This window comes from Streptococcus mitis, assembly GCF_003943905.1.
GTDB lineage: Bacteria > Bacillota > Bacilli > Lactobacillales > Streptococcaceae > Streptococcus > Streptococcus mitis_BC.
This window is the reverse complement of sequence record NZ_RJNS01000001.1, coordinates 225,754-239,658: the sequence shown is the minus strand read 5'-3', so window position 1 is coordinate 239,658 and position 13,905 is coordinate 225,754. Positions and strand designations below refer to the sequence as shown.

The window sequence follows — 13,905 nt, the reverse complement described above, 5'->3', positions numbered from 1 at the left end:
TTCATACTGTAAATAATCTGAATTGATTTAAAGGACTCAAAATTTCCAATACTGGACTCCTCTACCTCAACTCCTTGGCTATTCTGCTCTTTTCAAGTTTTCCCTTGGTAATTCGTTTACATAATAAAAGTAGGTTCAAACTATAAGATAGGCGTACGAGGAAATAATTAACCCATTCGATAAGGGCAAAAAGCTGTATTAGTGTGGCTATAATAGCCACTTGGAAACTCTGTGTATTCCAGACAATAAAAGGAAAGCCTGAAATAAGTAAAACAAGGTCTAGTATTCTGAAACCAACATATAGTTTGGGCACACTTCCACTTCCGAACTGGGGATTCGACAGTCTTCTAATCAAAATTGCCCAATAGATTGAACCTTGAAGCAAAATAAATGTCAGTAAAGACAAAGGATAGAGAATGGTTGCTAGACTATTCCAATCACCAAGTCGATTTTTCAAAAGGAAAAAACACAACCAAAAGGATAGGACGGCTGTGAACTCTCCCAAACAAAGGGACACCAACACTTTTCTAACTTTCTCTTTTTGTATGTTCATCATCTCCCCCATCTATCTATCATCCTATATTAGAAAAAAGCCATTCGAACCAGTAGTTTATAGTCAAAATTTCACAGAATCAAGACATTCTAAGCATCGAACAGCTCTATTACTTTAATATCATTGTAATTCTAAACTTAGAATTACATTAAAATAAATGTTTTAGGTTTATTCTAAGTCTATGATAGCCTTAAATTTTAATTTTTGAAGGATTCTAAAGCTAGAATTGTTCAAAAATCACGAGAATGAAGCTATTCGAAGCTTAGAAGAACCTTTGGTGAATTTCAATAGCACTTCAACTAGCTACTCTTACAATTTCTCTGATGAGCTTTGAGCTTTTTAATAGCCCAGTCATAGTGACTGGAAGTGGCACTCACAAAGTAGGAACCTAGACTTGTTCCTCCCGTCCACTTATAGACACCTTTTGTGAACAATTCGTCATTGCTGAAGCCTTCCATCAACTCTAAAACCTCTTCATGCGATTGATTGAGGAGTTTGGTTGCTTCTTCTAAGGACGTTCTCTGGTGCTTCTTCCAAAAAGCGACATTCATTTCCCCATAAGTTTTCCAATTATAAGGTTCAGGGAGAAAAGGTCTTTCATGACCCTTTTGATTGGAATGTACCCAGGTCAAAAGTAACTGATGCCATTCATAGAGATGGATCAGAACATCCCGTAGATTTTTATCTCTTTTCCAGTGAGCTTCTTTTTTCTTTTGGTCTTTTGAAAAATCAAAAGGAGTCTGTAGTTCCTCTTCACTTAATTTAGATATAAAGTGATTGAGCTTTTCATAGTTTTCCTTAGAGGCTAACACTAATTCTTCTTTCGTTCTTGGTCTAGGCATAGGAGTTCTCCCTTCATTTTTTAGTTGGATATGCTATTTCCTCACTTCATTATACCATAATCAAAAAGCAGTTCTTTACGAAAAACTGCTTTTACTGACTATTTTTTAATGCTTAGAGTCACTACTATACATATAAATCTTTAAAGAGACCATCCAATTCTGCTATCTGATAGAGCAAGCGGGATAGTTCTTGGTAATCTTCTTTTAAACATGAAAGGTGGGCTTGGCCAAATAGAGTAGCCAATTCCTCTTTTAACCTTGCCCCTTCTGGATCATGCACTTTTAAGAACTTACTGAGATAGAGATTTCGAACAGCAGCAAGTTTAAAGCTGAAATACTGATGCAGTTGTTTTTGCTCTGTATTTAAGCCATTTTCAGCAACTGCTTTTGCATAGCATTCCAAAACACCGTTTTGGCCATTCAGATATCGGTTCTTCATAATCCTTGCTGTTTCTTGATAGATTTCAGTCTGACTCGGACTCTTGACCTTCTTAAAATTTCCCCACATGGAGTAGGCTCCGCGCTTATAGTCAATAGCCTCTGCCTTCCAGGCTTCTAAGATGTCATTAAAAGCAACCTTCATACAGGCAAAACCAGCTGGATCATGCAAATAGAGATACTGATCATCAATGCCATACACGGTTACAAAATGATCCACACCATAAAGGATTGTGTGATTGGGATTGTAGGTCAGATGCCCCATATCAAGAGGTCCCAGTACGACAGGCCCATTGGACAGAAAGGTTTCCAACTTTCTTTTAATCTCTTCCAAATCTACTTCCGCTCCATCCTTTAGATAGAAGTCCTCATAGTCAAATCCAAGTATTTTTAAAGAATGAGAGATAGAAAGATCTGGCATTCCGTTATCAAAGAATACTAGAGGGTGCTGGTCATCTTCCCTTACGATACTAGCGCCATTGCCCATTACCATAATTGCCTCTAGAAAGTCTGCTTTAAAGTCATGGCCATAGCTATCCAGTGCCATTGCCAATGAATAGCTATAGCAAAGTGACACATCTCCAAAATACATCTGCATATTCATGCCTCCTTATCTTCTATGGGACTATTATACCGAGAAAACTATTCGCATGCCCCATAAAATCCAAACAAAAAATATGGTATGTTTAATTTACGGACATGAATGTCAACAATTAAAAACTCTGTAGAGATTCTTTCTACAGAGTTAGGTTTGCATCTTTATAAAATGTCAGAAAATTATCTAGTTCTTAATCACTGGTATCCAGAGTTCCATTTGATAGTCAGGTGATGACATGTCTCCTTCAGTATAGACTTCAATGTCTGGCGCTCCTGAGTGGCGATAGCCAGTTTCTGGGAAAAAGACTTCCAAAACATACTTCCAAGCATTATGAATGCTAGCTGGTATAGGGCCTTTGACTGGGACGATAGCATATTCTCCTTCCGGAATGTCTTTGATTGACAGACCTAGTTCTTCTGCTTTAGTTTTATCCGTCACATCATAAGCTGCCATGTAGTTGATGATTTCGCCTTCTTTGACATCGGAGCAGACACCAAAGGATTGGCCACTACCCAAACTTTCTAGGTTTTCAACGCTGTGATTAGCATAGAGTTGCTCCCAAGCAGACGGGCACTGACTATTGTCAATAGCTTCCAATAGGACGCCTGCCACGGTAAATGCAGGTTTCTTTTGAATTTTGATATCCATGTTCTTTCCTCCTGTGATTTTTAAGGATAATCGAAGTCTAGGAAAGACCCGATAAGGTTTTCCATTTCGAACTTCTGAGGGAGTTGCCCCATGGAATTTCTTGAAAGCTGCGCTGAAGGCATCCGCAGAGTCGTAGCCGTATTTCAACGCTATGTCAATGACTTTCTCAGAGCTTTCTCGCAAGTCCGTCACAGCTTCTGATAACCTGCGATTGCGCAAGTATTCTGCTAATGTCATATCTGCCAGGATAGAAAATAGCCTGCTAAAGAGAGCATAAGAATAGCCCGATAACTGCTGAAATCTTTTCATATCCACCTCTCCAGTCAGCTGCTGCTCCAAATAATCCATGGTTTGATTGAATTGATGCATCATATTCTTCTTTTCTTACCTCCACAAGATACAAAGGTCATTAAAAGCAAAGTGAAAATAGGAAAATTAACGCTGGATCTTCTAGTCCTAGGAAATTTTGTCTTTTTCGCATAGCTTCTAGGCCGTGTTCAATTCTATCCTATAGTCTAACAGAGATCAGATACTTCCGCCCTAGAATCTTTGTACAAGATTTAAAGGTGTAAATTTCTATAACTTATCCTTTAATTTCTCAACAAAGAGATAGGCTGCTGGGCAGGTCAAAGTATTCTTAATCGTTAAATGGTTGATTTGATGAATCTTTTTACGGTCTGTATGGGGAAATTCCCTGCAGGCCTTTGGACGAACATCATAGATAGAACAGAGATTGTCTCCTCCTAGAAAGGGGCAAGGCATAGATTTAAAAACCTTATCCCCATCTTCATCCACCTGCAGAAATTCTGCTTCAAAAGCTGGTAATTTCATCTTAAAATACTTGGCAATACGGGTGATGTCTGCCTCTTTAAAGTCTGGTCCCAAAGTCTTGCAACAGTTAGCACAGGCAGTACAATCAATCTCAGCAAAGACTTCTTGGTGGATCTGCTGGGCAATCTTATCTAGATTCTTTGGTGGCTTTTTCTTTAGATTAGCTAAAACTTTACGATGCTCCTTCTGTTTTTGCAAGGCTAGCTGGTGGTAATACTCAATATCAATTTCTTTAGACATAATTGCTTTCTAATACAAGTGTTTTTGTCTATTATACCATAAGTCATTTTCCATTTTTGAATATTGCACATAAAAAAGCCCTTCGGATAAAATCCGAGGGGCTTCAAACGTTGTTAAATCAACGGCCAAACTTTTGAATTTCAAGGTTCGGGATAAAATAGTTCACTGAACTATTTTATTTTTTAAGGTTGTAGAATGATTTCAATCCACGGTATTCAGCTACTTCACCAAGTTGGTCTTCGATACGAAGCAATTGGTTGTATTTAGCGATACGGTCTGTACGTGAAAGTGAACCAGTCTTGATTTGTCCTGCGTTAGTTGCAACTGCGATATCAGCGATTGTTGAATCTTCAGTTTCACCTGAACGGTGTGATACAACGGCAGTGTAACCAGCTTCTTTCGCCATTTCGATAGCATCGAATGTTTCAGTAAGAGTACCGATTTGGTTAACTTTGATAAGGATTGAGTTAGCAGCACCTTCTGCAATACCTTTTTCAAGGTAAGAAGTGTTTGTTACGAAGAAGTCGTCACCAACCAATTGAACTTTACCACCAAGACGTTCAGTAAGAGCTTTCCATCCATCCCAGTCGTTTTCATCCATACCATCTTCGATAGTGATGATTGGGTATTTGTTTACCAATTCTTCAAGGTAGTCGATTTGCTCTGCAGCAGTACGTACAGCAGCTCCTTCACCTTCGAATTTAGTGTAGTCGTAAACTTTACGTTCTTTATCGTAGAATTCTGATGAAGCACAGTCAAATCCGATAAATACGTCTTTACCTGGAACATAACCAGCAGCTTCGATAGCAGCAAGGATAGTTTCAACTCCGTCTTCAGTTCCTTCGAAACGAGGAGCAAATCCACCTTCGTCACCTACGGCAGTTTCCAAACCACGTGATTTAAGGATTTTCTTAAGAGCGTGGAAGATTTCAGCACCCCAACGAAGAGCTTCTTTGAATGATGGTGCACCAGCAGGTACGATCATGAATTCTTGGAAAGCGATTGGAGCGTCAGAGTGAGAACCACCGTTGATGATGTTCATCATTGGAGTTGGAAGAACTTTAGTGTTGAATCCACCAAGGTAGCTGTAAAGTGGGATTTCAAGGTAGTCAGCAGCAGCACGAGCTACAGCGATAGACACACCAAGGATTGCGTTTGCACCCAATTTACCTTTGTTAGGAGTACCGTCAAGTGCGATCATAGCACGGTCAATAGCTTGTTGGTCACGTACATCGTAGCCGATAATAGCTTCAGCGATGATGTTGTTTACGTTGTCAACAGCTTTTTGTGTACCAAGACCACCGTAACGAGATTTGTCACCGTCTCGAAGTTCAACTGCTTCGTGTTCACCAGTAGAAGCTCCTGATGGAACCATACCACGTCCGAAAGCACCTGATTCAGTATAAACTTCTACTTCAAGTGTTGGGTTACCGCGTGAGTCTAGGACTTCGCGAGCGTAAACATCAGTAATAATTGACATTTTTTACTCTCCTTTGAGTTAAATTTTTTACACCTCTATGATACCTTAAAAATAAGCGTTTTTCAAGAAAAAACGTTATCTTTGTGCAAATTTTCCTTAACTTTATAAAGTAATCGCTTTCTTTTGTCTGTTTTCTTGCGATTTTTGTGATATACTGTTTTTATGACAGATTTATCAAAACAACTACTAGAAAAAGCTCATGGTGGACCGAAATTAAACCCTGACGAACAACGCCGCTATCTCGGGACTTTTGAGGAAAGAGTTCTTGGCTACGCTGATATCAGTACTGCCAATAGTCCTGAATTAGAACATGGTTTTTTCTCTATTTTGGAGGTTTTTCAAGAAAAGGTAGAGATGCTTTTTGTGAAAATCTCACCAAATATCGAGTTTGACAAACAGGTCTTTTACTTAAAACAAGCAAAGGAAAGCAACTGTCAGGCGACTATTGTTTCAGATGATCATATCACCTCTCCTTTTGGTCTTGTCATTCATACAAATGAGCCTGTTCAAGTGGACGAAAAGGACCTTAGACTTGCATTTTCAAGTCTTTGGGAAGAGAAAAAGGCAGATCCACCTAAAAAGTCCGTCTGGAAAAAATGGTTTAGTTAATCCTTTCTCAAATTTAACAAACGACCAATATTAGTAGCTGTGTGCTCCAAATAGAGACTTGCATTTTTCAAACTGTCTTCCAAAGACTCACTTTTCTCTAGAATAGAAAATGCTGCTTCTATATTTTCGAATGGTAGGGGTGGCAAATCGTTAGCAAGACTTCCACAAATAGCAATAACAGGAACTCCGCTAGGGGTTCTTTTTGCTACGCCGATAGGAGCTTTTCCAGCAAAGCTTTGACTGTCCAGTCTACCTTCACCAACGATAACCAAGTCGGCCCCTGCAACCTTCTGGTCAAAGTCAATCAAATCTAAGCAAGTGTCAATCCCAGATACGATACTGGCCTCAGCAAAGGCACAGAGACCCGCAGCAATCCCGCCTCCTGCTCCTGCTCCTTTAAGAGACAGGGTTGATGGTGAAAATTTTTCATAGAACCGCTGTATAGCCAAATCTACTGTCTCAAACAAAGCAGGATCCAAGCCCTTTTGTTTTCCAAATGTATAGGTTGCCCCTTGATGACCACATAAAGGGCTCGCGACATCTGCTAAAATGCGGATTTTCACATCTTCAGGAATCCTATATAATTCACTGTCAGAAATTGACTCGAACTCAAGCAAAGTCTGACCGCAAGCTGGCAATTCTTTTCCACTCTTATCATAAAAACGATAACCTAAACCAGCAGCAATACCTATCCCGCCATCATTACTAGCCGTACCACCTACACCGATATAGATTTCTTTCATCCCTTGATCAATGAGATGGCGAATCAACTCTCCAATACCTTGAGTTTGGATGTGAAGAGGGTTTCGTTTCTCCTGCGGAATCTTTCCTAAACCAACCAAGTCAGCAACTTCAAAGAGCGCTATTTGACCTTTTTGAAAGTAGCGCATTGATTCTTTTAGGCCAAAAGGTCCTGTCACCTCTTGCCATTTTTCTTCGAGTTCAAGAGAATGGCGAATAGCGTCTACAGTTCCTTCCCCACCATCACCAACAGGACAGAGCAGACATTCTACATCTGCTATCGATTTTTGGAATCCTCTTTTTATAGCTTGAGCGACCTCTTCTGCCGTCAAACTTTCTTTAAAAGAATCGGGTGCAATTACAATTTTCATAGTTCCCTCTCATTCTAAGAAATCAATCAAAGGTAAAACTTCCAAAAAATTCCTCGTATCTACATGACAAGCTACCTCAGCTTTTACGACCTCCTTGGCACAAAAGGCTATACCACGTCCTGCTGATTTTAACATCAAGAGGTCATTGGCACCATCACCGATAGCAATCGTTCTTTCTTTGGGAAGTTTTAGGTCTTTTCTCCATTTCTCAAGAGCAGCTTGTTTTTCTTGGGCTGTCACAATTTCACCAACTAATTTACCTGTTAAAAAGTCATCTCTGACTTCCAACTGGTTGGCGAAGAAATAGGAGATACCGAGGGATTTTGCTAATCTCTCAACTATTGGTGTAAATCCACCAGACACTAGACCGACTAGAATACCATTCTTTTGAAGTATGGAGATAAATTCTTGAGCATTTTGGGAAAGATGGATGGATTTGAAGACAATATCAAAGACCGAAATCGGAAGACCTTTTAACAATGCGACTCTCGCTCGTAAACTCCTTTCAAAGTCTAGTTCACCTCGCATTGCCTGATTGGTAATCTCTGAAATTTCTGCTTCACAACCTGCTTCTCTTCCTAAAAGATCAATTACTTCCTCTGCTATCAGGGTGCCATCAACGTCCATGACACACAAGCCTTTTACTTGAGTCATCACTTTTCCTCTTCTCTAAACAGCCCAAAAATCGTATGAAAGAATCATACGATTTTATCTATTAGTTGACTAAACTATGGTACAAGTCCAGGTAAGATTTGCAGGCTGTATCCCATGAGAAGTCGCATTCCATAGCTTGTTTTTGTAGATTTTTCCAAACGTCCGGCTGATACCTATAAACATCCAAGGCTGTTTGGAAACTCCAGTTGAGCCAGTAAGGTGTTAAATTATCAAAGCTAAATCCAGTACCAGTTCCTTCGATCGGATTGAAGGATTGAACCGTATCACGCAATCCACCAACCTCATGAACCAATGGTAGAGTTCCGTAGCGCATAGCCATCATTTGAGACAAACCACATGGTTCAAAACGACTCGGCATGAGGAAGAGATCACAGGCTGCGTAAATTTCTTGAGCGAGTTTGACGTCAAAAGTGATATTTGCTGATAGCTTGTCTGGATAGACTTGAGCAAACCAAGAGAAAGAATGTTCAAAAGCCGGGTCACCTGTTCCTAAAAGGACTATTTGAACGTCCTCCTGTAAGAAACGATGCAAGCTTTCTACAACGACATCAAAGCCTTTTTGGCGCGTCAAACGAGAGACAATCCCAACTAGCGGAACATCTGCTCTCACAGGTAACCCAACTCTCTCTTGCAATTTTGCTTTGTTTTGTGCTTTTCCTGACAAGTCATCCTTATCAAAATGATAGTCTAAAAGTGGATCTGTCTCAGGATTATAAAGATCTGCGTCAATACCATTGACAATACCTGAAACCTTACCTGACTCCATACGAAGAATCTGGTCCAAACCGCAACCGAATTGGCTAGTCATAATCTCATGTGCATAGCTAGGAGATACGGTTGAGACACGATCCGCGTAGAGAATACCTGCTTTCATCCAGTTAAGACAGTCATTCCAACGAAGGGTTCCATCAGCATACCGTTCAAATCCTACACCGAACAAATCCCACAACATTCCTTCAGAAAATTGACCTTGGAATTCCAAATTATGAATAGTTAAAACGGTTCTGATTCCTTGATATGCCTGAATCCATCTGTATTTTTCCTTCAAGAGAAAAGGAATCATAGCGGTGTGATAATCATGGGCATGGAGAATATCTGGAATGAAATCAATTCGCTCCATGGCTTCAAGAGCAGCCAGTTGGAAGAAGGCAAAACGTTCACCATCATCGAAATCTCCGTAAACATGACCTCGGAAGAAATACGTTTGATTGTCTACGAAGTAGAAGGTAACACCATTCAAGACGGTCTTCTTAATACCACAGTACTGTCTACGCCATCCTACACTCACTTCAAAGTGAAGAACATCCTCAATCTGGTCGCCGAATTTAGCCTCTACCATGTCATAGTAAGGTAAGACAACCGCAACTTCGTGCCCTGCCTTTACCAGTGATTTTGGAAGAGCGCCAATGACATCTCCCAAACCACCTGTTTTTGAAAAGGGCGCACCCTCTGCTGCTACGAATAAAATTTTCATGAATGAATATCCTCTGTAACTTTTTCGCCTTTTTTGACTACAACTGGGTGTTCTGCAGTACCGCGAATAACGACACCGTCAGCAACTTCAACCCCTTTGTCCAAGATTGCATACTCAACTTGGGCACCTTGGCCAATCACAACACGTGGGAAGAGAAGGCTGTCTTTAACTAGACTATCCTTATGAACGTGAATATTACGTGATAGGACTGACTGAACTACTTCACCCTCTATGATACTACCAGAGGCGAACTGCGAAGTACTTACCTTAGAGGTGTTTGAATAGTAAGTTGGTTCTTCATTCTTAACCTTAGTATAAATCTTTTGGTTAGGTGAGAAGAGAGAGTAGAATTTTTGAGACTCTAGCATATCAATATTGGCTTGATAATAGGATTGAACAGAGTGAACATTGGCTAGGTAGCCAGTGTATTCATAAGCAAAAGCACCTTCTTTAGCTGCCAACTCACGTAAAATATAGCGTAATTTTTCTGGGTATTCTTTTTGAACTTCTTCTTCCAAACGCTTAATCAACCACGGAGTATCAACGACGAATATATCTGTAGACATGTTGAAAAGTTCATCTGTTGATTTGGCATCAAAAAGTTTATGAGAAAGAACACGGTCTGTTTCATCGACTTCCAAGATGGCATTAACATCTGAAATATCCTTTTTAGGTAATTTCTTATAAACAACTGTAATCGGACGACCGGCAGTAGTATGTAAATGGAATACTTGATTGAGGTCAATATTCACCACGATATCACAGTTAAGTGCAACCGTCTGATTTGATCCTGAACGTTTCAAATAAGTGAGAAGCTGTTGGTAATATTCTTTCCCAACTGTGCTACTTTCAACACGCGTATTATAAATACCTAGATAGTAGTGACTGAGAAGGGTAGATAAGCCCCACTCACGTCCTGAACGAATGTGGTCAAAGACTGAACTGATATTGTCTTGTTGGAAAATCCCAAAGACACTACGAACACCAGCATTTGCAAGGCTAGAAAGAGGGAAGTCGATCAAACGATATTTTGCTCCAAATGGCAAACTGGCTACTGGACGATGATCTGTCAAAGTTGACATATCGTGAAAACCAACGGTGTTTCCTAAAATGGCTGAATATTTATCAATCTTCATCTGTTGCTACCCCCACTACTTCATCATATCCTACTACTTGTACTTCGTCTGTTCCATCAATTTCGACACCTTCAGAAATAACAGCACCTTCACCAATGATGGCACGTTTAATTTTTGCACCTTTTCCGATAATGGCACCACTCATGATTACAGAGTCTACTACTTCAGCACCCTCACGTACTTGCGCTTCTGTTGAGAGAATAGAATGCTTAACAGTTCCATCCACGAGACAGCCATCCACAACTAAAGAATCTTCTACATGAGCGTGTTTTCCAATAAAGTTTGGTGGTGAAATCAAGTTCCGTGAGTAGATTTTCCACTGACGATCACGACTATCCAAAGCGTTATTTGGATCAATGTATTCCATATTTGCTTCCCATAGAGACTCGATAGTACCAACGTCTTTCCAGTAGCCTTTGAATTCATAAGCATAGACGCTTTCTCCAGACTCAAGGTAATTTGGAATAACGTTTTTACCAAAGTCTGACATATCTACCTTGTTCTTTTCAGCAGCTACTAGCATGTTGCGTAGACGTTTCCAGTCAAAAATATAGATTCCCATAGAAGCTTTAGTAGACTTAGGTTCTGCTGGTTTTTCTTCGAATTCGACGATACGATTGTTTGCGTCAGTATTCATGATACCAAAACGGCTAGCTTCTTTGAGGGGTACATCCAAGACAGCTACTGTCAAACTGGCATTGTTGTCCTTGTGAGATTGGAGCATGTCATCATAGTCCATCTTGTAAATATGGTCACCAGAAAGGATCAAAACATATTCTGGGTTAACACTGTCGATGTAGTCAATGTTTTGGTAGATAGCGTGGCTAGTCCCTTCAAACCAACGGTTTCCTTCACTTGCAGAGTAGGGTTGAAGGATAGAAACACCTGTATTAATGCCATCTAGTCCCCAGCTCGAACCATTTCCGATGTGGTTGTTCAAGGCAAGAGGTTGATACTGCGTAATAACACCGACGTTGTGAATCCCAGAGTTAGCACAGTTTGAAAGAGCAAAGTCAATGATACGGTAGCGCCCACCGAATTGCACTGCTGGTTTGGCAATGCTTTGAGTGAGTTTTCCGAGACGTGTTCCTTGCCCACCGGCAAGGATCAAAGCTAGCATTTCATTCTTCATTTTCTACTCCTTTTTGGGTTTTATTTGTGACAGTTTTAGTTGGTTTCAAGCGACGTTTAATCTTCCAGATACTTGCCCCCATAGCTGGCAAGGTGAAGGTCAAAGTCTGCTCATAATCCTTCCATAATCCTTCTTGAGTTTGAACCGTTTGGTTGTATTCTTTCCAGACACCACCCCATTGTTCCAATTCTGTATTCCAAACTTCTTCATAAACTCCTGCGACAGGAAGTCCGATTGTAAAGTCTTTTCGTTCAACAGGCGCCATATTAAAGACACAGACTAGCATTTCACCCTTTTTACTCTTACGAATAAAGGAAAGGACACTCTGATCTCTATTATCCGCATCGATAATTTCGATACCATCGTAGCTGGTGTCAATTTCCCAAAGGCAACGATGCTCTTTATAGAATTGATTGAGTTGAGAAGTGAAGTACTTCATCTTAGCATTCATTGGATCTTCCAAGTTAGACCATTCTAGCTGTTCCTCAGACTTCCACTCTAAGAACTGACCATATTCGCTTCCCATGAACAAGAGTTTCTTACCTGGATGACAAATCTGATAAGTGTAGAGATTGCGTAGTCCTGCAAATTGATTGTAGCGATCACCCCACATCTTGTGCATCATGCTCTTCTTACCATGTACGACTTCATCATGTGAAAATGGTAAGAGGTAGTTTTCATTGAAAACGTACATGAAGCTGAAGGTTACCAAGTTAAAATCATACTTACGATAAATCGGATCTTCCTCGTAGAAACGGAGAATGTCGTTCATCCACCCCATATTCCACTTGTAGTCAAATCCTAGACCGCCCATTTCTTTCATACCAGTAATCTTTGTTGCTGATGAACTTTCTTCTGCAATCATCATCACATCTGGATGAGCTAACTTGATAACAGTGTTTAAACGTTGAAGGAAATAGTAGCCTTCGTAGTTGAGATTGCCACCATCTTTGTTTGGAGTCCAAGGAGCATTATCATAGTCTAGGTAGAGCATATTGCTAACTGCATCCACTCGAATACCGTCTAAATGATAAAAGTCAATCCAGAATTTAATGCTAGAAATCAAGAAGGACTGGACTTCATTCTTCCCAAGGTCAAAGTTAAGAGCTCCCCAACCGTAGTTATGGGCCTTGTTGTGGTCTTGGTATTCAAAAGTTGGTGTTCCATCGTAATAAGCAAGGGCGTCATCGTTGATGGTAAAATGACCTGGAACCCAATCCACAATTACACCGATATTGTTTAAATGACATTCCTCAACAAAATCTTGGAATTCCTCTGGTCGCCCATAAGAGTGCTCCATAGCAAAGTAACCCATAAGCTGATAGCCCCAACTCAATCCAAGCGGGTGAGCCATTAAAGGCATAAACTCGATGTGAGTGTAATTCATCTCAACAAGGTATGGAATGAGTTCTTCCTTGAGTTGTGCAAAGCTGTATGGACTACCATCTGGATTTCTCTTCCAAGATCCAGCGTGGGCTTCATAAATATTGACTGGTCTCTCAAAAAAGCCCCAGCGTTTTCTCCTAGCTAGCCAAAGACCATCTTTCCATTTTTTCTCTGGAATATCAGTCAGGATGGCTCCAGTCTCTGGGCGGGCTTCAAAACGAACCGCCAATGGATCAATTTTCATAATCTGGTGCCCATTTGCACGCGTGATATGATACTTATAAATCTGCCCTTCATGAGCCAGACTTGTGAAGACTTCCCAAACACCCGATTCATTCCGTACCATAGGAATTTGGTGCTCTGTCCAGTTTGTAAAATCACCAACTAAGTGCACAGCCTGAGCATTAGGTGCCCAAACACGGAAAGTAAAACCAATTTCTCCGTCTTTTTCCTCTTTATGTGCTCCTAGATAGTGCTGGAGATGAAAATTTTCTCCAGTAGTGAAGGTTCTCAATGCTTCTTGATTATTCATCCAATCCCCTTTCTTTTTGTAAGCGTTTTCTATAATTCTATTATACTATCTTTTAAAAGAACTTTCAAGCAGTTTACGGAATTTCTTAAAAAATATCTTGAAAATTTTGGAAAAAATATCTTAACTAAGCTTTCACTCATTTCAGAGAGAAAAGAATAATTTACATATATTTTCTTAGTATAATACCAAAACATTCGTTATTTTTCAATTTTTAACTGG

Annotated in this window: 13 protein-coding genes; 1 reads left to right on the top strand and 12 read right to left on the bottom strand. The window is 40.1% G+C overall.

Going from position 1 to position 13,905, the window contains the following annotated elements:
- Positions 1–61: 61 nt before the first annotated feature.
- The 6 genes from D8854_RS01255 to eno form a co-directional block, all read right to left on the bottom strand.
- Positions 62–565, bottom strand: coding sequence for a hypothetical protein (locus tag D8854_RS01255; protein WP_125449078.1), 504 nt, complete (start codon positions 563–565; stop codon positions 62–64).
- A gap of 287 nt (positions 566–852) precedes the next feature.
- Positions 853–1,395, bottom strand: a complete 543-nt coding sequence (locus tag D8854_RS01250) for a ClbS/DfsB family four-helix bundle protein (RefSeq protein ID WP_125449076.1) — start codon at positions 1,393–1,395, stop codon at positions 853–855.
- A gap of 124 nt (positions 1,396–1,519) precedes the next feature.
- Positions 1,520–2,431 (bottom strand): peptidase, encoded by a 912-nt coding sequence (locus tag D8854_RS01245; RefSeq protein WP_125449074.1) that lies wholly within the window; start codon positions 2,429–2,431, stop codon positions 1,520–1,522.
- 183 nt (positions 2,432–2,614) lie between these two features.
- Positions 2,615–3,451, bottom strand: coding sequence for an AraC family transcriptional regulator (locus D8854_RS01240; protein WP_125449072.1), 837 nt, complete (start codon positions 3,449–3,451; stop codon positions 2,615–2,617).
- 204 nt (positions 3,452–3,655) lie between these two features.
- Positions 3,656–4,150 (bottom strand): YkgJ family cysteine cluster protein, encoded by a 495-nt coding sequence (locus D8854_RS01235; protein WP_000031476.1) that lies wholly within the window; start codon positions 4,148–4,150, stop codon positions 3,656–3,658.
- Between the two features lie 175 nt (positions 4,151–4,325).
- Positions 4,326–5,630, bottom strand: coding sequence for a surface-displayed alpha-enolase (gene eno / locus D8854_RS01230; RefSeq protein ID WP_000022821.1), 1,305 nt, complete (start codon positions 5,628–5,630; stop codon positions 4,326–4,328).
- 162 nt (positions 5,631–5,792) lie between these two features.
- Between eno and D8854_RS01225 the strand changes: the two genes are divergently transcribed.
- Complete coding sequence (locus tag D8854_RS01225; RefSeq protein WP_125449070.1) at positions 5,793–6,239, top strand: DUF1694 domain-containing protein; 447 nt, start codon at positions 5,793–5,795, stop codon at positions 6,237–6,239.
- On the opposite strand, the gene D8854_RS01220 is transcribed toward D8854_RS01225, so the two are convergent.
- The 6 genes from D8854_RS01220 to glgB all read right to left on the bottom strand — a co-directional run bounded on the left by D8854_RS01220 (position 6,236) and on the right by glgB (position 13,686).
- Positions 6,236–7,351 (bottom strand): glycerate kinase, encoded by a 1,116-nt coding sequence (locus D8854_RS01220; protein WP_125449068.1) that lies wholly within the window; start codon positions 7,349–7,351, stop codon positions 6,236–6,238. The two genes, D8854_RS01225 and D8854_RS01220, sit on opposite strands and share 4 nt — an antisense overlap.
- Before the next feature lie 9 nt (positions 7,352–7,360).
- Positions 7,361–8,005, bottom strand: coding sequence for a phosphoserine phosphatase SerB (gene serB, locus D8854_RS01215; protein ID WP_125449066.1), 645 nt, complete (start codon positions 8,003–8,005; stop codon positions 7,361–7,363).
- Positions 8,006–8,066: 61 nt separating this feature from the next.
- A complete protein-coding gene (gene glgA, locus D8854_RS01210; RefSeq protein ID WP_125449064.1) occupies positions 8,067–9,500 on the bottom strand; it encodes a glycogen synthase GlgA in 1,434 nt (477 codons plus the stop codon).
- Complete coding sequence (glgD, locus tag D8854_RS01205) at positions 9,497–10,636, bottom strand: glucose-1-phosphate adenylyltransferase subunit GlgD (protein ID WP_125449062.1); 1,140 nt, start codon at positions 10,634–10,636, stop codon at positions 9,497–9,499. Before glgD ends, glgA begins: the two co-directional genes overlap by 4 nt.
- Positions 10,626–11,768, bottom strand: a complete 1,143-nt coding sequence (locus tag D8854_RS01200) for a glucose-1-phosphate adenylyltransferase (protein ID WP_125449060.1) — start codon at positions 11,766–11,768, stop codon at positions 10,626–10,628. Before D8854_RS01200 ends, glgD begins: the two co-directional genes overlap by 11 nt.
- A complete protein-coding gene (gene glgB / locus D8854_RS01195) occupies positions 11,758–13,686 on the bottom strand; it encodes a 1,4-alpha-glucan branching protein GlgB (RefSeq protein WP_001064524.1) in 1,929 nt (642 codons plus the stop codon). Before glgB ends, D8854_RS01200 begins: the two co-directional genes overlap by 11 nt.
- Positions 13,687–13,905: the final 219 nt, after the last annotated feature.